This is a genomic window from Cobetia sp. 5-25-4-2 (genome assembly GCF_013374075.1).
Lineage (GTDB): Bacteria > Pseudomonadota > Gammaproteobacteria > Pseudomonadales > Halomonadaceae > Cobetia > Cobetia marina.
Genome location: NZ_BLWK01000002.1, coordinates 397344 through 420507, shown reverse-complemented (window position 1 = coordinate 420507; position 23164 = coordinate 397344). Strand labels below are relative to the sequence as shown.

The following is a 23164-nucleotide window of genomic DNA, read 5'->3' as shown; positions in this document are numbered from 1 at the left end:
TGATATAATCCCGCCACTTCGGTGCCGCGGAGCTGGCACCCCGTGTCCGCTTCACGCCACTGCCGCGCTGCAGTAGCGACCGAAACCTGATGCTGCCCGAAATACGGTTGCTGCCCCGAAACATTGTCGCTGCCGCAGTGGCGCCAACAGTTGAGTTCAAGGATTTGACGAATCATGGGTGAGATCGCCAGAGAGATACTGCCAGTCAACATCGAGGACGAGCTCAAACAGTCGTATCTCGATTACGCGATGAGCGTCATCATCGGGCGTGCCTTGCCGGATGTCCGCGATGGCCTCAAACCGGTTCACCGTCGCGTGCTGTTCGCGATGCACGAACTGAACAATGACTGGAACAAGGCCTACAAGAAATCCGCCCGTGTCGTCGGCGATGTGATCGGTAAATACCACCCGCACGGTGACAGTGCGGTCTATGACACCATCGTCCGCATGGCCCAGCACTTCTCCATGCGTTATGTGCTGGTGGATGGTCAGGGCAACTTCGGTTCCATCGATGGCGACAGCGCCGCGGCGATGCGTTACACCGAGGTGCGCATGGCGCGCCTGGCGCACGAGCTGCTGGCTGACCTCGAGAAGGACACCGTCGACTGGGTCGACAACTATGACGGCACCGAGCGCATTCCTGCCGTGCTGCCGACCAAGACCCCGAATCTGCTGGTCAACGGCTCCTCCGGTATCGCCGTGGGCATGGCCACCAACATCCCGCCGCACAACATGGGCGAGGTCATCGATGGCTGTCTGGCGCTGATCGACAACGGCGACCTGACCATCGATGAGCTGATGGAATACATCCCGGGGCCGGACTTCCCGACCGCGGGCATCATCAACGGCCGTGCCGGCATCCTCGATGCCTATCGCACCGGCCGTGGTCGCATCTATGTGCGTGCCGTGCACACCATTGAGCACCACGACAAGAGCGGTCGTGACCACATCATCATCACCGAGCTTCCCTACCAGGTGAACAAGGCGCGTCTGATCGAGAAGATCGCCGAACTGGTCAAGGACAAGAAGATCGAGGGCATCGCCGAGCTGCGTGACGAGTCCGACAAGGACGGTCTGCGCGTGGTCATCGAGACCAAGCGTGGCGAATCCGGTGAAGTGGTCGTCAACAACCTCTTCTCCCAGACCCAGCTCGAGACCGTGTTCGGCATCAACATGGTCGCGCTGCACGAAGGTCAACCGAAGATCCTGAATCTCAAGCAGATTCTGGAATCCTTCGTGCGTCACCGTCGTGAAGTCGTCACCCGTCGTACGCTGTTCGAACTCAAGAAGGCGCGCGAACGCGGCCACATTCTTGAAGGTCTGGCGGTGGCGATCTCGAACATCGATGAGGTGATCGAGCTGATCAAGGGCTCGCCGAGCGCGGCGGAAGCCAAGGAAAAGCTGATCGATCGTGAATGGCAGCCGGGTCAGGTGGTCGAGATGCTCGAGCGCGCCGGTGCCACTTCCTGCCGTCCGGAAGACCTGCCGGAAGGTCTGGGGCTGTCTGAAGATGCCAGGCATTATCGTCTGTCGCCGGCCCAGGCCCAGGCCATCCTCGAGCTGCGCCTGCATCGCCTGACCGGTCTCGAGACCGAGAAGCTGCTGGCCGAGTACTCCTCCATCCTCGAGCGCATCGCCGAGCTGATGGAGATTCTGTCCTCTGCCGATCGCCTGATGGAAGTCATCCGCGAAGAGCTGCGTGAAGTGCGCGCCCAGTACGCCGATGAGCGTCGCACCGAGATCATGACCAGCCGTCGCGATCTGACCATCGAAGACCTCATCAACGAGGAAGACATGGTGGTGACGGTCTCGCGCAGTGGCTATGCCAAGACGCAGCCGCTGTCTGACTACCAGGCCCAGAAGCGCGGTGGCCGTGGCAAGTCGGCGACCGCGATGAAGGACGAGGATGTCATCGAGCACCTGCTGGTCGCCTCGACCCATGACACCGTGCTGCTGTTCTCCAACAAGGGCAAGGTGTACTGGCTCAAGGTCTACGAGATGCCGCAGGCCTCGCGTGGTTCGCGTGGCAAGCCGCTGGTCAACCTGATTCCGCTGGCGGAAGGTGAGTGGGTGACCACCATCCTGCCGGTGCGTGATTACGCCGCCGACAGCTACATCTTCTTCGCCACGGCCAACGGCACGGTCAAGCGTACGGCGCTGAGCCAGTTCTCGCGTCCGCGCAGCGTCGGTCTGATCGCGCTGGACATCGAGGAAGGCGACCGTCTGATCGGCGCCGATATCACTTCCGGCTCCGACCACGTCATGCTGCTGTCGTCCAACGGCAAGGCGATCCGCTTCGAGGAGCAGAACGTGCGTGTCATGGGCCGTACCGCTCGCGGTGTGCGCGGCATGCGTCTGATCGGCGATGCTCAGGTCATCAGTCTGATCATCCCGCGCACCACGGCCATCGATGACAACGAGGCTGACCTCGATGATTCGCTGGATGTGACGGCGGATGGCGTCGAGAGCGCTGATGTGGCAGCCACTGATGTCGCGACGGAAGAAGGCGTTGCGACCGGTGAGGTGCCGCAGTGCTACATCCTGACGGCCTCGGCCAATGGCTACGGCAAGCGTACGCGCCTGGAAGAGTTCCCGCTGCGTGGCCGCGGTGGCCAGGGCGTGATCGCGATGCAGACCAGCGAGCGCAACGGCGATCTGGTCAGCGCGGTTCAGGTCAGCGACAACGATGAACTGATGTTGATCACCGACCGCGGCACCCTGGTGCGGACCCGTGTGGCCGAGGTGTCCATCACCTCGCGCAACACTCAGGGCGTGACCCTGATCCGCACGGCGGAAGAGGAGCGACTGGTGACCACGGTGCGTGTCGACGAGCCGGAAGATGTCGTGGTGATCGACGAAGACGGTACGGTCGCTCACGACGTCGAGGGTCAGGAAGAAGGCAAGAAGGACGCGCTGAGCACCGATGAACAGGTGCAGGCGGGAGACGCTGCCGAGTCGACGGATACCCCGCCGACAGACGTGGAATAAGACGCTGGATTGCGACCGCCTTCGGGGCGGTCGCTTCACTTTCGGGAATTAAGACGACATGACACGCAAGTTCAATTTCTGCGCCGGTCCTGCTGCACTGCCGACCGCTGTCCTGGAACGCGCACGCGCCGAGATGCTGGATTATCAGGGCCGCGGACTGTCCGTCATGGAGATGAGTCATCGCTCCGACGACTTCGTGGCCATCGCCGAGAAGGCCGAGGCGGATCTGCGCGAACTGCTCGACATTCCGTCCCACTATCGCGTGCTGTTCATGCAGGGCGGCGCTTCCACCCAGTTCGCGGGGGTGCCTCTGAACCTGCTGGGCGAGGGCGGCAGCGCCAACTATCTGTATACCGGTATCTGGGGCAAGAAGGCGATCAAGGAAGCCGAGCATCTGGCCGTGGGCAGCCATGTGGCCGCCTCCAGCGAGAGCAATGGCCTGATTGCCGTGCCGCGTCAGAATGCGATCCAGCTCTCGGGTGATGTGGGCTATCTGCATTACACCGCCAACGAGACCATCGGCGGCCTCGAGTTCGACTACATTCCCGAGGTGGCAGCGGATGGCGTGCCGCTGGTGTGTGACATGTCGTCTTCCATCCTGTCGGGGCCGCTGGATGTCAGCCGTTTCGGTGTCATCTATGCCGGTGCCCAGAAGAACATCGGTCCGGCGGGTCTGACGCTGGTCATCGTGCGTGAAGATCTGCTCGAGCGTGCGCGCAAGGACTGCCCGACCATGCTGAACTGGAAGACGGCCGCCGAGGCGGGCTCCATGTTCAACACCCCGCCGACCTATGCCTGGTATCTCTCAGGCCTGGTGTTCGAGTGGCTGAAGGATGAGGTCGGGGGTCTCGATGCCATGAATGCGATCAATGATCGCAAGGCGCAGGCACTTTATGCGGCCATCGACGGTAACGACTTCTACTCCAATCCGATCGTCACCGAGAACCGTTCACGCATGAACGTGCCGTTCGTGCTGGCCGATGATCGTCTCGACAAGACCTTCCTTGCCGAGTCCGAGGCGGCGGGTCTGCTCAATCTGGCCGGTCACCGCAGTGTCGGTGGCATGCGTGCCAGTCTCTACAACGCCGTGCCGGAAGCTGCCGTCACTGCGCTGGTGGACTTCATGGGCGACTTCGCGCGTCGTCACGGCTAAGGGAGAGGTGAGATGACGGATTCCAAGCAGAATCCTGCGCCGCAGGTGGCTGCCAAGGCGGTCACGCTGGACGAGCTGCGTCAGCGCATCGATACCATCGACAGCGAGCTGCTGCGTCTGATCAGCGAGCGGGCGGGCTGTGCGCAGCAGGTGGCCGAGGTCAAGATGGCGGCCGGTGACGTGGGCGAGGATGGCCAGGTGCAGTTCTATCGTCCTGAGCGTGAAGCCCAGGTGTTGCGCCGTATCATGGCCGACAACCCCGGCCCGCTGAAGGGCGAGGAGATGGCGCGGCTGTTCCGCGAGATCATGTCCGCCTGTCTGGCGCTGGAGCAGCCGATTCGTCTGGCCTATCTCGGCCCGGAAGGGACCTTTACCCAGCAGGCCGCGCTCAAGCACTTCGGTGACAGCGCCGTGACCAAGCCGATGGCCGCCATTGACGAGGTGTTCCGCGAAGTGGAAGCCGGCGCGGTGCAGTACGGCGTGGTGCCGGTGGAAAACTCCACCGAGGGCGTCATCAATCACACGCTGGATTCGTTCATGGGCTCGCAGCTCAAGATCTCCGGCGAAGTGGTGCTGCGCATTCACCATCACCTGCTGGTGGGCCCGAATACGCGTCGCGAGAAGATCTCGCGCATCTATTCCCACGCCCAGTCGCTGGCCCAGTGCCGCAAGTGGCTGGATGCCCACTTCCCGCACGCCGAGCGCATCGCGGTGTCCTCGAATGCCGAGGCCGCGCGTCAGGTGCGCACCGAGTGGCACAGTGCGGCGATTGCCGGTGACATGGCGGCCAAGCTCTATGAGCTGGAGAAGGTCGAGGAGAAGATCGAGGACAGCCCCGACAACTCCACGCGTTTCCTGATCATCGGCGACAGCTCGGTGCCGGCGTCCGGTGATGACAAGACCTCCATCGTGGTGGCGATGCGCAACCAGCCGGGGGCGCTGCATGACCTGCTGGCACCGTTCCACCGCCACCAGATCGATCTGACCCGTGTCGAGACGCGGCCGTCGCGCTCGGGTGCCTGGAACTATGTCTTCTTCATCGACTTCCGTGGCCACCGTGATGATCCGCTCATCACGGAGACGCTGGAAGAGCTGCGTCAGTGCGCGGCGGACGTCAAGGTGCTCGGGTCCTACCCGGTCGGTGTGCTGTGAGCGAGTCGGAACAGGTAGTGACTGGCGCGGCGGCGGACATGCTGTCCTCGGAGCGGCTGGCCGGCGAGCGGCGTATCCTGCTGGTCGGGCTGGGGTTGATCGGTGGCTCGCTTGCCGCCGCATTGCGTGCGGCGGGTCATCGCGGCGAGATTCTCGCCTGTGATCGGGATTCCAACGAGATCTGCCTCGGTCAGCGCATGAAGCTGATCGATGGCGGCAGTACTCAGCTGGCTGGGCTGGTGCCCGGCGCCTCGCTGGTGGTGCTGTGCGTGCCGGTGATGGCGATGCAGGGCGTGATGGCGGAGATCGCACCGCTGCTGGACGATGATGCGGTGGTCACCGATGTCGGCAGCACCAAGGGGGCGATCCGCGACGCGGCGATCGGCGTGTTCGGTCACATGCCGCCGAATCTGGTGCTCGGGCATCCGATCGCCGGTTCCGAGAAGAGCGGGGTGGCGGCGTCCAATCCCGAGCTCTATCGCGATCACAAGGTGATTCTGACGCCGGAACCGGACAGTGACCCCGAGGCCGTGGCACGCGTGGCCGCCATGTGGTCGGTGTGTGGTGCTCAGCTGCTGGACATGAGCGTGGCACGCCACGACGAGGTTTTGGCACGCACCAGCCATCTGCCGCATCTGCTGGCGTTCTCGCTGGTGGACAGCCTGGCGCGTCAGGATGAGCGCCTGGAGATCTTCCGCTACGCGGCGGGCGGTTTCCGTGATTTTACGCGCATCGCGGGCAGTGACCCGGTGATGTGGCGTGACGTCTATCTGGCCAACCGCGATGCGGTGCTGGAGGCGCTGGATGAATTCGAGGCCGGGGTAGCGCGAGTGCGTGCTGCCGTGACCGCGGGCGATGGCGAGGCGATGCTGGGGATATTCACCCGCGCCAGCCACGCTCGACACTACTTCAATACCCTATTGAAACAGACGAGTTATCAGACAATGGAACAGCAGAACGTGCGGTACCGTGCACTGCCGGGTGGGCAGGTTCAGGGGCGCATTCGTGTGCCGGGTGACAAGTCCATGTCACATCGCTCCATCATGCTGGGCGCGCTGGCGAACGGCGTGACCGAGGTCGAGGGCTTCCTCGAGGGTGAAGACAGCCTGGCCACGCTGCAGGCCTTCCGCGACATGGGCGTGGTCATCGAAGGCCCGCATCAGGGTCGTGTGACCATTCATGGCGTGGGCCTCAACGGCCTGAAGCAGCCGCCGGGCCCGCTGTATGTCGGCAACTCCGGCACCGCGATGCGTCTGTTTGCCGGCCTGCTGGCCGGTCAGGCCTTCGATACCGAGCTGACCGGTGATGCCTCGCTGACCAAGCGCCCGATGGACCGCGTCGCCAACCCGCTGCGCGAGATGGGCGCGGTGATCGATACCGCCGAGAATGGCCGTCCGCCGCTGCGTATCCACGGTGGTCAGCCGCTCAAGGGGATCCGCTACGAGATGCCGATGGCGTCCGCTCAGGTCAAGTCCTGCCTGCTGCTGGCCGGTCTCTACGCCGAAGGCGAGACCCGCGCCATCGAGCCGGCACCGACGCGTGATCACACCGAGCGCATGCTCAACGGCTTCGGCTACAAGGTCGAGCGTCAGGGCGCCGAGGCATGGCTGACCGGTGGTGGCAGCCTCGAGGCCTGCCCGATCGACGTGCCGGCCGACATCTCCTCCGCGACCTTCTTCCTGGTCGCCGCGGCCATCACGCCGGGTGCCGATCTGGTGCTGGAGCACGTCGGCATCAACCCGACGCGCATCGGCGTGATCAACATCCTCAAGGCGATGGGTGCCGATCTGAGCATCTCCAACGAGCGTGAAGTCGGCGGTGAGCCGGTGGCGGACCTGCACATCCGCTATGCGCCGCTCAAGGGGATCGACATCCCGGAAGATCAGGTCCCGCTGGCCATCGACGAGTTCCCGGCGCTGTTCATCGCGGCGGCCAATGCCGAGGGCATGACCCGCCTGCGTGGCGCCGAGGAGCTGCGCGTCAAGGAATCAGACCGCATCCAGGTGATGGCGGACGGTCTGGCGCAGATCGGTGTCGAGCACGAAGTCGTCGCCGACGGTATCGACATCCGTGGCGGTGCCTACGGTGGCGGTCTGGTCGACAGTCACGGTGACCACCGTATCGCGATGGCCTTCAGCGTGGCGGCGCTGCGTGCGCAGGGCGAAATCCTGATCGATGATTGTGCCAATGTCGCGACCTCCTTCCCGAACTTCGTGGCGCTGGCCAGTGAAGTCGGCATGCAGGTCGAGAACCTCGGTGCCGTGGCACCCGGACAGGAGGCGTCATGAGTGGTGAAGCGACTCCGCATCACAGCCAGGTGAGCGATGAGCCGGTGCTGACCCTCGATGGCCCCGGCGGGGCCGGCAAGGGCACCATCAGCCGTCTGGTCGCGGCGAGCCTGGGCTGGCACCTGCTGGACTCCGGTGCGCTGTATCGCCTGACGGCTCTGGCCGCCGAGCGTCACGGTGTGGCCTTAGAGGACGAGTCCGCGGTGGCCACCATCGCCGAGCACCTCGATGTCCAGTTCGATGCCGAGGGGGATGCCACTCGCGTGATTCTCGAGGGTGAAGACGTCACGCGTGACATCCGTCTCGAGACGGTCGGCAACAACGCCTCCATCATCGCGGCCCAGCCGCGCGTGCGCACCGCACTGCTGGCACGTCAGCGTGCCTTCGCGCGTGCGCCGGGCCTGGTGGCCGACGGTCGCGACATGGGCACGGTGGTCTTCACCGAGGCGCCGCTCAAGATCTTCCTCACCGCCTCGGCCGAGGAACGTGCGCGCAGACGTCATGCCCAGTTGCAGGAAGCGGGTGTGGATGCTAATATTTCGAGCCTTTTGACAGAAATACAGGCGCGCGATGCACGCGACATGGGCCGGGCAGTCGCCCCGCTCAAGCCGGCAGATGATGGCGTGATCCTCGATACGACGGATCTCGACATCGAGCAGGTGGTCGAGCGCATCCAGCAGCTGCTGGTCGAGTATGGCCTGGTGGCGGAACGCTGAAACGGCATGTCCGTGGCCTTCATCGGCAAGCGTACCTGTTGTGTCAGGACAATCGATTGATAGCCTGCTGCTGCATCAAGGCCTTCGGGCCGGGCAGTGGCAGGCTTCGCTCGCTCTGCGAGCGGAGACGCAGGACAAGGCACGACCCAGATGACACTGCGGTGTCATCAACCCCCCGGCCAGGTGTCATGGGGTGCATCGGCGGCAAGCGGAAAGCCGGTGTATCTCGAACCAGCGTCAACGCCCCCGGGGATATGTAGATATGGCCCGTGCTTGCTGGTGGTACGGAGACTGCGGTGCAAGCCGCCCCAAACGTTGATCATGTAGGAATACCATGAGCGAGAGCTTTGCTGATTTATTTGAACAGTCACTCCAGGACATCAACATGGAGCCGGGCGCAATCGTGTCCGCTACCATCGTCGATATCGATGGCGACTGGATCACTGTCAATGCCGGTCTGAAATCTGAAGGTCAGATTCCGTCTGAACAGTTCCGTGACGAAAGTGGCCAGCTGTCCATCAGCATCGGCGACGAAGTCATGGTCGCGCTGGAAGCCGTCGAAGATGGCTTCGGTGAGACCCGCCTGTCCCGCGAGAAGGCCAAGCGTGCCGAAGCGTGGAAAGAGCTGGAAGCCGCCTTCGAGAAGGACGAGATCGTCAAGGGCGTGATCAACGGCAAGGTCAAAGGTGGCTTTACCGTCGACATCAACACCATCCGTGCCTTCCTGCCGGGTTCTCTGGTCGATGTCCGCCCTGTGCGCGACACCGCCCACCTCGAGAACAAGGAACTGGACTTCAAGGTCATCAAGCTCGACGCCAAGCGCAACAACGTTGTCGTGTCTCGTCGTGCCGTCCTCGAAGCCGAGAACAGCGCTGAGCGTGAAGCCCTCCTGGCCACTCTGCAGGAAGGTCAGCAGATTCAGGGTATCGTCAAGAACCTGACCGACTACGGCGCCTTCGTCGACCTCGGCGGCGTTGACGGCCTGCTGCACATCACCGACATGGCCTGGAAGCGCATCAAGCATCCGTCCGAGATCGTTGCTGTCGGCGACGAGATCAACGTCAAGGTGCTGAAGTTCGACCGCGAGCGCAACCGTGTGTCTCTGGGTCTCAAGCAGCTGGGTGAAGATCCGTGGGTCAACATCAAGGCTCGCTACCCGGAAGGCGCCAAGATCAACGCACGCGTCACCAACCTCACCGACTACGGCTGCTTCGCCGAGCTGGAAGAGGGCGTCGAAGGTCTGGTCCACGTGTCCGAAATGGATTGGACCAACAAGAACATCCACCCGTCCAAGGTCGTCAATGTCGGCGATGACGTGGAAGTGATGATTCTGGACATCGACGAAGAGCGTCGTCGTATCTCCCTGGGTATCAAGCAGTGCACCACCAACCCGTGGGAAGACTTCAGCGGCAAGCACAACAAGGGCGACCGTGTCTCCGGTACCATCAAGTCAATCACTGACTTCGGTATCTTCATCGGTCTGGAAGGCGGCATCGACGGCCTGGTTCACCTGTCTGACATCTCCTGGAACGAAGCTGGCGAAGAAGCCGTGCGTCGTTACAAGAAGGGTGAAGAAGCTGAAGCGGTCATCCTGTCCATCGATCCGGAACGTGAGCGCATCTCTCTGGGCATCAAGCAGCTCGAGAGCGATCCGGTCTCTGAATACCTGGCCGTCAACGACAAGGGCGCCATCGTGTCCGGTCGTGTTGTCGACATCGACGCCAAGGAAGTTCAGGTCGAGCTGGCCACTGACGTCATCGCCATCCTGAAGGCGTCTGAAATCAGCGCTGATCGTGTCGAAGACGCACGCAACGTCCTGAGCGTCGGCGATGCTGTCGAAGCCAAGATCGTCGGTGTGGATCGCAAGAGCCGCCTGATCAACCTGTCCGTCAAGTCCAAGGACCAGGTGGAAGCACCGCGTCGCGATGCTGCCAAGCCGCGTACCCAGGAAGTCGAGAGCAACGGCCCGACGACCATCGGTGACCTGATCAAGCAGCAGCTGGGTCAGGAGTGATCCCGAGACATTCCGCCTCCTCGTGAGGCGGGATGTCCGGATCCACGCTGAGGTGACATGCCTCTGGTTGCCACCTCAGCGTCTCCGAATCGGTATCCTGCACACGACGCATGTCATGCGCAGGAACGAAAAAAACCGCCACCCTTCGGGGTGGCGGTTTTTTTGTGTCCAGAGAGCGTGTCCGGGAAGTGCGGAGATCGTGTCTGGAAAGTGCAGAGATCGTGCCTGTGCACCCTGTCCTCGCTGTGCGGACGTTACCGGTTGATTCCGCTGGCGAGAGAATGCCCGGAGTCCACACGCTGACTGTTCTGGGCGAGAAGCTGCATCTGGCGCAGGGAGATGGTGCAGTAGAGGCTGCGGTACTGTGCCGGCTGCTCCGTCGGATCGATCTGATGCAGGCGCTTTTCCAGTTGCTGGATGTCGCGGGCCAGTTGCTGAGGGCTGAGAGAGGCTGTCTGAGTCATGGTGGGCTTCAATGAACATCATTGCAAGGGTCAGGCGTGACGCCTCTCGTGGCGAGCTGTCGCGCGCTCATCGGGAGTCTTTGCCTGAGGTGGCGACAGGGGCGGCGGGGTCTGCGTGACCCTGCCACCTTCCGTCGCGAGTCATCGTCGTGACCACTACAGTCTGAACGATGTTCAAGCGTGCGCCTTGATCCATGTCAGGACGATGACGTCGAGCTGACAGTCTGCCTGTGGAATTGGCGGGGCGGGCCAGCAGACCAAGTACCAGTCGTTGCCGGCCCCATCGTCTCTTGATTGGTCCATCCCCGCCCAGCCCTGCGTGGTCTAGTCGTTCTCGCTCTGATCGGGCTTGGTGGCTTCAGCGGCGGCGGTCTGGCGTTCCAGGTTGGCCAGCATGCCGCGCAGGATGGACAGCTCACGGCGGGTCGGTTCAGCGCGGGCAAACAGTGCACGCAAGCGCTCTTCGGTCTGTGAGTGCGGTTGATTGAGGAAGCCGGAACCGCGCAGGGCACGGCCGAGGTGCTCGTGGAAGTGGCCGAGCTGCTCGCGGGTCGGCAGCTGGTCATCCTCACGACGCGCGACCGGAGCCTCGCTGGTCGGCTCCAGGGTGCGACGCCAGGCGCTGCGACACTCGTGGGCGAGTACCTGTACGGCCTGGGAGACATTGAGGATGCCGTAGTCGGGGTTGGTGGGGATGGACACCTGGTGCGTGCAGCAGCCGATCTCCTCGTTGGTCAGCCCGAAGCGTTCACGGCCGAACACCAGCGCCACCTTGCCATCCTGGGCGGTATCGATGACGCGCGCGGCCATCTCGCTCGGCTCATCGAAGTGAGGCAGCGGCAGACTGCGCAGGCGGGCACTGGCACCGATGACCAGCTGGCAGTCATTGACGGCGTCTTCGAGACGCTCGACCACGCGGGCGTTTTCCAGAAGCTCCGCGGCGCCGCTGGCCATGCGCGTGGCTTCCTCATCGGGGAAGCAGCGCGGGTTGACCAGCACCAGGTCCTTGATGCCCATGGTCAGGATGGCGCGAGCGGTAGCGCCGATATTGCCGGGATGGAAGGTCTGCACCAGCACGACACGCACATTGTCGAGGGTGGCAGGGCTCGAGGCAGAGCTGGAGGTATCAGTCATGAGAAGAAGATCCTGGGCAAGCGAGGCGCGCGGCCTAAGCGGTTGTCGTCATTGATCGTGGGCGTCAATGCGCTGCCAGCCTCGTGCACTGCCAGCGTCATGCACTGTCATCACGAAGAGGCAATGTCTCAGGTCGCCGCAAAAAAGTGGCGCCTAGTGTAGCGTGACGGGCGAGAGGAGTCAGGTAGCGGCCTGCGCCGTGCAAGCGAGGCATGTCACGGCGGGGAGCGTGAATGTCAGGCATGAAAAAACCGCCCCTGCTTGCGCAGGAGCGGTTCGGGTCATGACGGGTGAGTCGTGGGGTGAGGCTGGCTTACATCATGCCGCCCATGCCACCCATTCCGCCCATGCCACCCATGTCGCCGCCGCCGGCAGCTGCCTTGTCTTCCGGGTCTTCGGCGATCATGCATTCGGTGGTGATCATCAGGCCGCCGATGGAGGCTGCGGACTGCAGGGCAGAGCGCGTCACCTTGGCCGGGTCCAGCACGCCCATCTCGAACATGTCGCCGTAGACACCGGTGGAGGCGTTGTAACCGTAGTTGCCTTCACCTGCCTTGACGTTGTTCAGCACGACGGAGGCTTCTTCGCCAGCGTTGGTGACGATCTGACGCAGCGGCGCTTCCATGGCGCGCAGCGCGATGGCGATACCGTGAGTCTGGTCTTCGTTGTCGCCTTTCAGCTCGGTCAGCTGGTTGAGGACGCGAACCAGGGCGGTACCACCGCCAGGCACGACACCTTCCTCGACGGCTGCACGAGTGGAGTGCAGGGCGTCTTCGACGCGAGCCTTCTTCTCTTTCATTTCGACTTCGGTAGCAGCACCGACGCGGATGACGGCAACACCGCCGGCCAGCTTGGCGACACGCTCCTGCAGCTTCTCGCGGTCGTAGTCAGAGGAGGTTTCCTCGATCTGCGCGCGGATCTGGGAGACACGAGCTTCGATGTCGCCTTCGTTGCCGGCGCCATCGATGATGGTGGTGTTTTCCTTGGACATGGTCACGCGCTTGGCGGTGCCCAGGTGGTCCAGGTTAGCCTGCTCGAGGTTGAGGCCGACTTCTTCGGAAATCACGGTGCCGCCGGTCAGGACAGCGATGTCCTGCAGCATGGCCTTGCGACGATCACCGAAGCCCGGCGCCTTGACGGCCGCGACCTTGACGATACCGCGCATGGTGTTGACGACCAGAGTCGCCAGCGCTTCACCTTCGATGTCTTCGGCGACGATCGCCAGCGGCTTGCCGGACTTGGCGACGCCTTCCAGCACCGGCAGCAGTTCGCGGATGTTGGAGATCTTCTTGTCGACCAGCAGGATGTACGGGTCTTCGAGCTCGACCGCCATGGTGTCCTGGTTGGTGACGAAGTACGGAGACAGGTAGCCACGGTCGAACTGCATGCCTTCGACGACTTCCAGCTCGTCTTCGAAGCCACGGCCTTCATCGACGGTGATGACGCCTTCCTTGCCGACTTTCTCCATCGCTTCCGCGATGATCTCGCCGATGCGAGAGTCGCCATTGGCGGAGATGGTACCGACCTGGGCGATGGCCTTGGTGTCGGTGCACGGCACGGACAGCTCACGCACGGCCTTGACGGCTTCGATGACGGCCTTGTCGATGCCGCGCTTCAGGTCCATCGGGTTCATGCCGGCGGTCACGCCCTTCAGGCCTTCATTGACGATGGACTGAGCCAGCACGGTGGCGGTGGTGGTGCCGTCACCCGCGACGTCGGAAGTCTTGGAAGCGACTTCCTTGACCATCTGGGCGCCCATGTTCTCGAAGCGATCCTTCAGCTCGATTTCCTTGGCGACGGACACACCGTCCTTGGTCACGGTCGGTGCGCCGAAGGATTTTTCCAGCACCACGTTGCGGCCTTTCGGGCCGAGGGTAGTCTTGACGGCATCCGCCAGGACATTGACACCACGCGCCATGCGCTTGCGAGCATCATCGGAGAAACGAACGTCTTTTGCAGCCATTGTTATCTCTACCTTTAATCAGTAAGTCGTAGCATTTAAACCGGAAACGCTGGAAATCAGCCTTCCACCACGGCGAGGATGTCGCTCTCGCTCATGATCAGCACTTCTTCGCCGTCGATCTTCTGCTTCTCGACGCCGTAGCCATCCTTGAAGATGACGGTGTCGCCGACTTTCACGTCAAGCGGGCGAACTTCACCGTTCTCGAGGATGCGGCCGTTGCCGGCGGCAAGAATTTCACCGCGCGTCGGCTTTTCCTGAGCGCTGCCGGGCAGAACGATGCCACCTGCAGTTTTCTGTTCTTCTTCCACGCGACGGACCACGACGCGATCGTGCAAGGGACGGATGTTCATTGCTCACGTTCTCCTGATGGTAAATCCCGCCATCTGCCGGTCTTTGCCGGCACGTCTGGCGTTCAATGGGGTTGCCTACCGAGTGTTGGGCCTCGCAGAGGCGAGGCCGTTATCCATTGCACCGCTTTTATGGTGGCGAGAGGACAGCTTTCAAGTAGGCGAACATAAAAAAATTTCAAATCTCGTCATCAACTGCGTCGCCTGAAAGGCACGCACTTGAGGTGCCGACTATCCCGATGCACTACTGTGAGTTGAATCAAGCAGTTGAGTGTATCTGAGCCATACGCCTCTGGCATGTGGACGCCCGACGGTGAATGACGTCCATTGGTACTAGGTGTCAGCGATGAGGCGCGTTGCACAGCACGGCCATGCATGGCAACGAAAAGCCCGGCAGGGGAGATGGGCTCCCGTACCGGGCTTTGATCATCATCATGCAGTGGGGGCTCGTCGGGCTCTTTGCCTGTCGAGACGCGATGCTGGCCTACAGACGGGGCTCATCGCGGCTGATGTAGTCGCCTTCCAGCGGCTGCCCACCCTTGTCACCGCTATTGGCGCGGCCTGATTCGCGCTGTGGCTCCTCCTGCTGGGCAGTGCCGTGATCCGTGGACTGCCAGTTGCCGGAGTGCGTCTGACGTGACTGACTCTGTGCGGAGAAGCGACCCTTGAAGAAGCGTGCGATGACGTTGTTGCCGCTCAGGCCTCGGGTCAGCAGTCCACGCGAGGCCGGCAGCAGGCAGAGCAGCCCCAGGCCATCCGAGAGAAATCCCGGTGCCATGAGCAGCGCGCCACCGAAGATCAGCGCCGCGCCTTCCATCAGTTCACCGGAGGGCATCTCGCCACGTTGCAGGCGCTCCTGAGCACGCATCAATGTCGCGCGACCTTCGCGTCGAATCAGATGCAGGCCCACGGCGCCGGTGATCAGTACCAGTGCCAGCGTCGGCAACAGCCCTATCTGGCTGCCAAGACTGAACAGCACCACGAAATCCAATAACCCGAACAGGGTAATCACTAGCAGTATGGGCATCGTCTCTCCCGAATCCGGTAAATGGCAGCTTGCACCAATGCGTCAAGGGTAAACCAGCAGCAGGATGGGGAACAGTCGAATCGATGTCATGAAAGGCTCATGCCGGCCGACGTGGATGGCTGGCGCTGGTGGTAGAGCGGTGCCATGCTGGATGTTGCAGTGCACAATGACGGCGAGTGATACCGTGTCAGGCGCGACGGATGTCTCAAGTGTCCGAAGGTGGCAACGATACGCCTGACCAGGCGGGCCCCATGGCGGCCGGAAGGGACATGGGCACGCCGCATCAGCACCCGCCTGCAGGCCGCTACGTTGATGACGAGACCGGTTGCGTTGGCCGGTTGGGCCAGCGTTGAGGCAGGACACGTCGCAATCTGTTGCACTGCGTCATGCAGATTCACCGTGAGCCTGCAGCGTTCGTCATCCGTGACAGCTCCAGTCACGGAGGCACACGCGGATGGACGCGGTGCGGGACACTCGACACATTGATCGTGACGCTCGTACGGCATGCGGGCCTCGCACCCGGCAGGCATTTCTCGCTGTCGGCAGACAACCTGGGAGACGGGACATGAAGCTTGACGACAAGGTCATCGCGATTACGGGCGGCGCTCGTGGGCTGGGGCTGGCCATGGCGCGACATCTGGGTGAGAAGGGCGCCGTGCTGGCGCTGCTGGATATCGAACAGGGCGGTCTGGATGACGCTGTCTCGAGCCTGGAAGCGGCGGGCATCAAGGCGCAGGGGTTCGTGACCGACGTCGCGGACGAGGCCTCCGTCACGCAAGCCTTTTCTGCCATCAAGGCGGCGCTGGGTCCGGTGAGTGGTCTGGTCAACAATGCCGGCATTACCCGAGATGGTCTGCTGATCAAGGCGCGTGATGGAGTCGTGGAGAAGACCATGTCGCTGTCCAGCTGGCTGCAGGTCATCGATGTCAATCTGACCGGTGTCTTCCTGTGCACGCGTGAAGCCGCCAGTCAGATGATCGAGGCCGGTCAGCCGGGCGTGATCGTCAACATCTCCAGCATCTCGCGCGCCGGCAACATGGGGCAGAGCAATTACACCGCAGCCAAGGCGGGTGTCGCCGCGATGAGCGTCACCTGGGCCAAGGAGCTGGCGCGCTACAAGATTCGTGTCGGTGCCGTGGCACCGGGCTTCATCGCCACTGAAATGACCGCCGGCATGAAGCCGGAGATGCTCGACAAGATCAAGAGTGGCATCCCGATGCGTGATCTGGGACGTCCGGAAGACATCGCGGGCAGCGTGGCCTTCATCTTCGACAATGATTACTTCACGGGGCGCGTGATCGAATGTGATGGCGGTCTGCGTATCTGAGCCGATGTCTCCTGCCTGACGTCATGCCTCTCTCTGTGAATGCGCAAGCCCCCATGCCGGATCTGCCGATATGGGGGCTTTTTCGTGCATGCGAGAGAGTCGACTTGCGTGCGAGGGCCTAGGTGACATGCATCCAACGAGGCGTGCCGTGCGTAATCCCGATATCGCGGTTCATATCGGATAAAGGAGATTCGTCATGCAACGTCGCCAATTCATGGGGCTTGTATTGGGTGGCGGTGCGATGTTGGCACTGCCGGGACTGGCTGCCGCTCGCCCGGAGCTTGAGCTGGAGCGCTCGCCGGACATTGCCGAGCTCGTGCTGGATGATGACGAGTGGCGCGCACGCCTGAGTGCAGAGCAGTATCGCGTGCTGCGCGAGGAAGGCACCGAGCGCTCAGGCTCCAGCGCGCTCAACAAGGAATCGCGTGACGGTGAGTACCGTTGTGCCGGCTGTGACCTTGCGCTGTTCACCTCGCGTACCAAGTTCGAGTCCGGCACTGGCTGGCCGAGTTTCTTCGATCATATCGAAGGGCATCTGTTGACCAAGACGGACTACGGGCTGGTGTGGCCGCGTACCGAATATCACTGCGCACGCTGCGGAGGGCATCAGGGACACGTGTTCGAGGACGGCCCCAGGCCCACGGGACTGCGCTGGTGCAACAATGGGGTGGCGCTGCGTTTCGTGCCGGCCTGAGGGGGCCTGTGAAGCTAAAGCAATCCACGGGCTTTGTGGTAACGTGACGGCATCGTGATGCAGGCGGCCCGGTCGACTCAGCGACCGGGCCGCCTGCGTCTTGTCACCAGAATCATAGTCGTGAAGGGATCGATGTTTCATGGACGCTACCGCAACTGACGCCACTACCGCTCACCCTGCACCGACGCTGTCGCCTGCTGCTACCGCTCGCCGTATCCAGCAGGCGCTGGCGGCGGAGCTAGACGTGCGTGAAGAACAGATCACCGCGACGGTGGAGCTGCTGGATGGCGGCGCCACCGTGCCCTTCATCTCGCGTTACCGCAAGGAGGCGACCGGCGGGCTGGATGACACTCAGATGCGTCTTCTGGAAGAGCGCCTGCGCTACCTGCGTGAGCTGGAAGAGCGCCGTCAGGTGGTACTCGAATCCATTGCCGAGCAGAGCAAGCTGACCGCGAGTCTCGAGCGCGATGTGCTGGCTGCCGACAGCAAGCAGCGTCTGGAAGACCTCTACCTGCCGTATCGCAAGAAGCGTCGTACCAAGGCCCAGATTGCCCGTGAGGCGGGTCTTGAGCCGTTGGCGGATGCCTTGCTTGGCGACCCGACGCTCGTGCCGGAAGACGAGGCAGCTGGCTTCGTCGATGCCGACAAGGACGTGGCCGACCCCAAGGCGGCACTGGATGGGGCCAAGCAGATTCTGATGGAGCGTTTCGCGGAAGACGCCGCGCTTGTCGGTCGTCTGCGTCAGCGTCTGTGGGATGACGGTATCCTCAGTGCCCGGGTGATGAAGGGCAAGGAACAGGAAGGCGCCAAGTTCTCCGATTACTTCGAGCACGACGAGCCGCTGCACAAGGCACCGTCGCATCGCGCGCTGGCCATGCTGCGGGGTCGCAATGAAGGCGTGCTGAGCCTCGCGCTCAAGCTGGAAGGCGAGGACGAGTTGCCGCGGCACCCGATGGAGGGTGCCATCGCGGCGCATTTCTCCCTCGAGGACCAGGGGCGCGCCGCGGATCGCTGGTTGAAGGAGGTGGTGCGCTGGACCTGGCGGGTCAAGCTCTATACCCATCTGGAAAGCGAGCTGATCGGCCGCCTGCGTGAGCGTGCCGAGCAGGAGGCCATCCAGGTCTTCGCCGACAACCTGAAGGATCTGCTGCTGGCAGCCCCGGCGGGGCCCAAGGCCACCCTGGGGCTGGACCCGGGCCTGCGTACCGGCGTCAAGGTCGCGGTGGTGGACGCCACCGGCAAGTATGTCGATCAGGCCACCCTCTACCCGCATGCGCCTCACAATCGTTGGGATGCCTCGGTGGCGGAGCTGGTCAGGCTGGTCGAGCGTCATGATGTCGAGCTGATCGCCATCGGCAACGGGACCGCATCACGCGAGACCGACAAGCTGGCCGCCGACGTGCTGACCCGCCTGTCCGGTCGTCGCCTGCAGAAGGTGATGGTCAACGAGGCAGGGGCGTCCATCTACTCCGCTTCGGAATATGCCGCGCGTGAGTTCCCTGATCTGGACGTGACCATTCGTGGTGCGGTCTCCATTGCCCGTCGCCTGCAGGACCCGCTCGGCGAGCTGGTCAAGATCGAGCCCAAGTCCATCGGGGTCGGCCAGTATCAGCATGATGTCAGTCAGGTGCAGCTGGGGCGCAGTCTGGAGGCGGTGGTCGAGGACTGCGTCAATGGCGTCGGTGTCGATCTCAACATGGCGTCCAGTGCGCTGCTGTCACGCGTCGCGGGTCTGAATACCACACTTGCCGAGAACATCGTCGCGCATCGTGATGCCAATGGCCGCTTCGCCTCGCGCAAGGAGCTTCTGAAGGTCAGTCGGCTCGGGCCACGTACCTTCGAGCAGTGCGCCGGCTTCCTGCGTATCGCCGAGGGTGAGAACCCGCTGGATGCCAGCGCCGTTCACCCTGAGGCCTACCCGCTGGTCGAGCGTATCGCCAAGGCGCATGGCCGTGAGCTACCCAGCCTGCTGGGCGACAGCAGCTTCCTGCGCAGCGTGAAGCCTGCCGAGTTCACGGATGATCACTTCGGGTTGCCGACAGTCACGGACATCCTGCGGGAGCTGGACAAGCCGGGGCGCGACCCGCGTCCTGAATTCCGCTTCGCCGAGTTCAAGGAAGGGGTCGAGACGCTCAAGGATCTCGAACCGGGCATGAAACTTGAAGGTGTCGTGACCAACGTCACCCATTTCGGGGCCTTCGTGGACATCGGTGTGCATCAGGATGGCCTGGTACACATCTCTGCTCTGTCGCAAAAGTATGTTGCCGACCCGCGTGAGGTGGTGAAGGCCGGTGACATCGTCAGCGTCAAGGTGATGGAGGTCGACATACCGCGTGGACGCATCGCGCTGAGCATGCGCATGAGCGATACTCCCGGTGAAAAAGGCGCGGGAGGCGAGGCGCGACGCGGGGGCGAGGGCAATCGTGGAGGGCGCTCCCAGACCGGCGGTGGCCGTCAGGAACGAGGCGGTCGCGGCAGCGGCTCCAGTGCAGGAGGCGGAGCGGCACCCGCCAACAATGCCATGGCAGCGGCCCTGCTCAATGCACGCAAGTCGAAATCATAAGCCTTGAAAGCATTTTTTACGCGCCCATAATGTGGGCATACTGACTGACGCGAACGGTGGATGCCGTTCGCGTCTTGCATGGCATCCGGTGCAGTCCGCGGGCCATGGTCATCCAACTCGACCGGAGAGGCTGGGCTTCTCCCCATGCGAAAGGGTCAATACCTTGTCCGAGCAACTCGCGTCCGCCATTGCGCGACTCAAGGCCCCCGCCCGTCAGGGACTCTTCGGGCGTCTGCGCCGTGGCATCGAGAAAGAAGGCCTCAGGGTCGACGCCGACGGCCGCATCAGCCAGACCCCGCACCCGCGTGCTCTGGGGTCCAAGCTGACTCACCCGTACATCACCACGGATTATTCCGAGTCGCTGCTCGAGTACATCACGCCGGTCTTCTCGCGTCCCAAGGATTCCCTGGAGTTTCTGGCGGACCTGCATCGTTTCAGCTATCGCAATCTGGGGGATGAGCTGATCTGGCCGGCCAGCATGCCGCCGAGGCTGAACGGCAATGACAGCGTGCCGATCGCGGATTATGGCACCTCCAACACCGGCACCATGAAGCATGTCTATCGCAAGGGGCTGGATGTGCGCTACGGGCGCATCATGCAGTCCATTGCCGGTATCCATTACAACTTCTCGCTGCCGGATGATTTCTGGACGCTGCTTCAGAAGATGGAGAATGCCGAAGGCGAGGATGCGCGTGACTTCCGCTCACGCCGCTACTTCGAGCTGATCCGCAACTTCCGGCGCCATAGCTGGATTCTGCTCTATCTGTTCGGCGCCTCGCCGGGGATCGACGAAAGCTTCCTGGATGGCGGCAATGATGACCGCCTCAAGCGTCAGGCCGACCGCAGTCTGGTCTCGGCCTATGCCACCAGCCTGCGCATGTCGGACCTGGGCTATCAGAACAAGGTCCAGGCACAGCTCAAGATCTGCTTCAACTCGCTGGACAACTTCGTCGGGACGCTGCGTCACGCCATCGTCACGCCGTGGAAGGACTACGAGAAGCTGGGGGTGAAGCAGGCTGATGGCAGCTGGTCGCAGCTCTCCAGCAACATCCTGCAGATCGAGAACGAGTACTACTCCGACATCCGTCCCAAGCGTGTCACCCGGCACAACGAGACGCCCAGTCAGGCGCTGGAAGGCCGGGGCGTCGAATACATCGAGGTGCGCTGTCTGGATCTCAATCCCTTCCTGCCGGTGGGGATCGACGAGACGCAGATCCGCTTCCTCGATACCTTCCTGATCTGGTGTCTGCTGACCGAGAGCCCATGGATCGATGACGAGGAATGCGCCAACCTTGACGACAGCAAGCGACGCGTCGTGGAGGCGGGGCGTGACCCCGAGCTGACCCTGAACGTCAAGGGTGAGGAGCGGCGTCTGCGTGAACTGGCCGCCAACGTGATGGATGAACTTGGCGAAGTGGCAAGCCTGCTGGACGAGAACCACAAGTCAGGCAGCGAGCATCGCGATGCGCTGGCGGCACTCGCGCCGCGCTTTGACGATGCCCAGACCACGCCCTCGGGCCGTCTGCTGACCAGCATGCTCGACAACGGCAGCAACTTCGTCGATGAGGTGCTGGCGCTGGCCAAGGGGCAGGCCGAGCAGTTCAAGACGGAGCCGATGGAGCGTGCACGTGGCTACCTGCTGGATCAACTGGTCGAGACCTCCCTGCAGCAACAGGGCGATATCGAGGCCGGCGACCATCAGGACTTCGATACCTTCATGGCCGAATACTTTGCCTCGGCGCATGCCACGCAACCGGCCTGACTTGTCGATGCAACGCCGATTCATGTTCAGGTCATCCCTGCGCGGCATGATAGGCATCCATCGCTGATCGCGGCGACACCGGCCATCGCGACATCATCGGCGCCTCAGACTTGAGGCGCCGATGATGTCTCTGGCCCATGCGTGCGTTCTGGCCAGGCAATGACGCCGCGCATGCTCTGAGGTGGTCATGGAGAGATGTCTTCGTGATCGCGCCATTTCTCACCAATGACTCCAGTGGAGTCGGACGGCAAGGACAGCAAATGACACACGCGGACAATCAATCAGGACAACAGCCGACACGCCAGGGTGGGGGTCTCGCCTGTCTGGCGCGCTGGAGCGGGCGTCAGTGGTGCCTGCTGGGGGCGCTGGGGTGCGCGTTGCTGCTCGGTGTCGCCTTCGTGCTGCAGTTTGCCTTCGGTCTGGCACCGTGTTCGCTGTGCATCTTCCAGCGCGTGGCGGTGGCCGTGGCAGGCGTCTTCTTCCTGCTGGGTGCCGTGCATGGACCGGGGCGTATCGGTACCCGCGTCTACGCGCTGGGTGCGCTGGCGGGCAGTGTGGGTGCCATCGTGCTGGCCGGTCGTCATGTCTGGCTGCAATCCCTTCCGCCGGATCAGGTGCCGGCCTGTGGCCCGGGCCTCAACTACATGCTGGAAGTACTGCCGGTATGGGACGTGATCACCCAGGTGCTCAATGCCTCCGGTGAATGCGCGCAGATCAGTGCCCAGTGGCTGGGGCTCTCGATCCCTCAGTGGTCGCTGATCGGCTTCTGTGCTCTGGCACTGGTACCGCTGGCCATGCTGTGGAGCAGCTTCCGGCGTTGAGGGCATGACGCCTGCCACCATGGTGGGGGGTTGGCAGCGTCCGTCGCATGGAGGATAGTGGGTTGGCAGCGGGGTGAGCACCTGATGTCAGCCCCACCGTTCGGGTCATGCCAGAGGAGGCGCCCATGCTGGAGGAATGCACCACTGCGGCGGAACGCTTTCGTGGCGTTCATCAGTTGGTTGATCGCTGGCTGGATCAGCGACGCGAGATGCTGGTCTGCTTCATGGATCTGCACGAGGCCTGCGTCAATGATCTCGAGCAGCTCGACATGACGCGCGTCAATCGCTTCATCGAGCTGTTAATGGATTACATCTCGGCGGGCCATTTCGAAGTCTATCCTCAGCTCAAGGAAGAGGGGCGTGTCTTCGAGGACACCCAGGCTCTGGCCGCTGCCGAGAAATTGATGCTGCGTCTGGAGCCCTCGACGGAGCTGGTACTGTCCTTCGATGAGGACTTCTCGAGTCCGACCCGCTGCCAGCACTACCGCACACGCCTGCCCGAGTGGCTGGCCCGTCTTCAGGAGGGGCTGACGGAGCGCTTCGCGCTGGAAGATCAACTGATTCAGCGCCTGCATGCGGTACACGAGCCACTGGCTCACTCGCGGCAACCCGTGGCATGAGTGAATGACTCAGGCAGACATGCTGTCCGCCTGAGTACTGAGTACTGAGTACTGAGTGCCAGCCGCCGTCAGTGGCAACACGAAAAAGCCCCCGTCAGCAGATGCTGGCGGGGGCTTTTCGTTCGGCTCGA

17 protein-coding genes are annotated in these 23164 nt (G+C 62.8%); 12 read left to right on the top strand and 5 right to left on the bottom strand.

From position 1 onward, the window contains the following. The first annotated feature begins 174 nt into the window (after positions 1-174). The 6 genes from gyrA (at position 175) to rpsA (ending at position 10311) form a co-directional block, all read left to right on the top strand. On the top strand, positions 175-2988 hold the full coding sequence (gene gyrA, locus HXS65_RS06670; RefSeq protein WP_176493485.1) for a DNA gyrase subunit A: 2814 nt from the start codon (positions 175-177) through the stop codon (positions 2986-2988). Positions 2989-3046: 58 nt separating this feature from the next. Next, positions 3047-4141, top strand: a complete 1095-nt coding sequence (gene serC, locus HXS65_RS06665) for a 3-phosphoserine/phosphohydroxythreonine transaminase (RefSeq protein WP_077375238.1) — start codon at positions 3047-3049, stop codon at positions 4139-4141. A 12-nt stretch (positions 4142-4153) separates the two neighbouring features. After that, on the top strand, positions 4154-5293 hold the full coding sequence (pheA, locus tag HXS65_RS06660; protein ID WP_371861094.1) for a prephenate dehydratase: 1140 nt from the start codon (positions 4154-4156) through the stop codon (positions 5291-5293). Positions 5294-5331: 38 nt separating this feature from the next. Next, on the top strand, positions 5332-7581 hold the full coding sequence (locus tag HXS65_RS06655) for a bifunctional prephenate dehydrogenase/3-phosphoshikimate 1-carboxyvinyltransferase (RefSeq protein ID WP_176493589.1): 2250 nt from the start codon (positions 5332-5334) through the stop codon (positions 7579-7581). Further along, on the top strand, positions 7578-8297 hold the full coding sequence (cmk, locus tag HXS65_RS06650; RefSeq protein ID WP_084208009.1) for a (d)CMP kinase: 720 nt from the start codon (positions 7578-7580) through the stop codon (positions 8295-8297). The genes HXS65_RS06655 and cmk overlap by 4 nt, the downstream gene beginning before the upstream one ends. A 334-nt stretch (positions 8298-8631) precedes the next feature. Beyond that, on the top strand, positions 8632-10311 hold the full coding sequence (gene rpsA, locus HXS65_RS06645; protein WP_077375230.1) for a 30S ribosomal protein S1: 1680 nt from the start codon (positions 8632-8634) through the stop codon (positions 10309-10311). 254 nt (positions 10312-10565) lie between these two features. Here the strand turns inward: rpsA and HXS65_RS06640 are convergent, their stop codons facing one another. The 5 genes from HXS65_RS06640 to HXS65_RS06620 form a co-directional block, all read right to left on the bottom strand. Beyond that, positions 10566-10775 (bottom strand): hypothetical protein, encoded by a 210-nt coding sequence (locus HXS65_RS06640; protein ID WP_077375227.1) that lies wholly within the window; start codon positions 10773-10775, stop codon positions 10566-10568. A 324-nt stretch (positions 10776-11099) separates the two neighbouring features. Then, on the bottom strand, positions 11100-11909 hold the full coding sequence (locus HXS65_RS06635) for an RNA methyltransferase (protein ID WP_084208010.1): 810 nt from the start codon (positions 11907-11909) through the stop codon (positions 11100-11102). Positions 11910-12222: 313 nt separating this feature from the next. Then, positions 12223-13872 (bottom strand): chaperonin GroEL, encoded by a 1650-nt coding sequence (gene groL, locus HXS65_RS06630; protein ID WP_065392449.1) that lies wholly within the window; start codon positions 13870-13872, stop codon positions 12223-12225. A 56-nt stretch (positions 13873-13928) separates the two neighbouring features. After that, a complete protein-coding gene (locus HXS65_RS06625; RefSeq protein ID WP_043331438.1) occupies positions 13929-14222 on the bottom strand; it encodes a co-chaperone GroES in 294 nt (97 codons plus the stop codon). 481 nt (positions 14223-14703) lie between these two features. After that, on the bottom strand, positions 14704-15246 hold the full coding sequence (locus HXS65_RS06620; RefSeq protein WP_077375219.1) for an FxsA family protein: 543 nt from the start codon (positions 15244-15246) through the stop codon (positions 14704-14706). A gap of 565 nt (positions 15247-15811) precedes the next feature. On the opposite strand from HXS65_RS06620, the gene HXS65_RS06615 reads away from it, so the two are divergent. The 6 genes from HXS65_RS06615 (at position 15812) to rsd (ending at position 23033) form a co-directional block, all read left to right on the top strand. Then, positions 15812-16573 (top strand): SDR family oxidoreductase, encoded by a 762-nt coding sequence (locus tag HXS65_RS06615; RefSeq protein WP_176493484.1) that lies wholly within the window; start codon positions 15812-15814, stop codon positions 16571-16573. A 196-nt stretch (positions 16574-16769) separates the two neighbouring features. Next, entirely contained in the window at positions 16770-17267 is a 498-nt protein-coding gene (gene msrB / locus HXS65_RS06610; protein WP_077375214.1) for a peptide-methionine (R)-S-oxide reductase MsrB, read from the top strand. A gap of 139 nt (positions 17268-17406) precedes the next feature. Then, the gene (locus HXS65_RS06605; RefSeq protein ID WP_176493483.1) at positions 17407-19830 is read left to right on the top strand and encodes a Tex family protein; all 2424 of its coding nucleotides are present in this window, start codon (positions 17407-17409) and stop codon (positions 19828-19830) included. A 163-nt stretch (positions 19831-19993) separates the two neighbouring features. After that, the gene (gshA, locus tag HXS65_RS06600; RefSeq protein ID WP_084208016.1) at positions 19994-21592 is read left to right on the top strand and encodes a glutamate--cysteine ligase; all 1599 of its coding nucleotides are present in this window, start codon (positions 19994-19996) and stop codon (positions 21590-21592) included. Between the two features lie 260 nt (positions 21593-21852). Then, positions 21853-22413, top strand: a complete 561-nt coding sequence (locus HXS65_RS06595; RefSeq protein WP_077375205.1) for a disulfide bond formation protein B — start codon at positions 21853-21855, stop codon at positions 22411-22413. 125 nt (positions 22414-22538) lie between these two features. After that, positions 22539-23033, top strand: coding sequence for a sigma D regulator (gene rsd / locus HXS65_RS06590; RefSeq protein WP_077375202.1), 495 nt, complete (start codon positions 22539-22541; stop codon positions 23031-23033). Positions 23034-23164: the final 131 nt, after the last annotated feature.

Coding starts and splice junctions, on each gene's coding strand:
- gyrA (WP_176493485.1), top strand. CDS start 175: ATGGGTGAGATCGCCAGAGAGATACTGCCAGTCAACATCGAGGACGAG.
- serC (WP_077375238.1), top strand. CDS start 3,047: ATGACACGCAAGTTCAATTTCTGCGCCGGTCCTGCTGCACTGCCGACC.
- pheA (WP_371861094.1), top strand. CDS start 4,154: ATGACGGATTCCAAGCAGAATCCTGCGCCGCAGGTGGCTGCCAAGGCG.
- HXS65_RS06655 (WP_176493589.1), top strand. CDS start 5,332: ATGCTGTCCTCGGAGCGGCTGGCCGGCGAGCGGCGTATCCTGCTGGTC.
- cmk (WP_084208009.1), top strand. CDS start 7,578: ATGAGTGGTGAAGCGACTCCGCATCACAGCCAGGTGAGCGATGAGCCG.
- rpsA (WP_077375230.1), top strand. CDS start 8,632: ATGAGCGAGAGCTTTGCTGATTTATTTGAACAGTCACTCCAGGACATC.
- HXS65_RS06640 (WP_077375227.1), bottom strand. CDS start 10,775: ATGACTCAGACAGCCTCTCTCAGCCCTCAGCAACTGGCCCGCGACATC.
- HXS65_RS06635 (WP_084208010.1), bottom strand. CDS start 11,909: ATGACTGATACCTCCAGCTCTGCCTCGAGCCCTGCCACCCTCGACAAT.
- groL (WP_065392449.1), bottom strand. CDS start 13,872: ATGGCTGCAAAAGACGTTCGTTTCTCCGATGATGCTCGCAAGCGCATG.
- HXS65_RS06625 (WP_043331438.1), bottom strand. CDS start 14,222: ATGAACATCCGTCCCTTGCACGATCGCGTCGTGGTCCGTCGCGTGGAA.
- HXS65_RS06620 (WP_077375219.1), bottom strand. CDS start 15,246: ATGCCCATACTGCTAGTGATTACCCTGTTCGGGTTATTGGATTTCGTG.
- HXS65_RS06615 (WP_176493484.1), top strand. CDS start 15,812: ATGAAGCTTGACGACAAGGTCATCGCGATTACGGGCGGCGCTCGTGGG.
- msrB (WP_077375214.1), top strand. CDS start 16,770: ATGCAACGTCGCCAATTCATGGGGCTTGTATTGGGTGGCGGTGCGATG.
- HXS65_RS06605 (WP_176493483.1), top strand. CDS start 17,407: ATGGACGCTACCGCAACTGACGCCACTACCGCTCACCCTGCACCGACG.
- HXS65_RS06595 (WP_077375205.1), top strand. CDS start 21,853: ATGACACACGCGGACAATCAATCAGGACAACAGCCGACACGCCAGGGT.
- rsd (WP_077375202.1), top strand. CDS start 22,539: ATGCTGGAGGAATGCACCACTGCGGCGGAACGCTTTCGTGGCGTTCAT.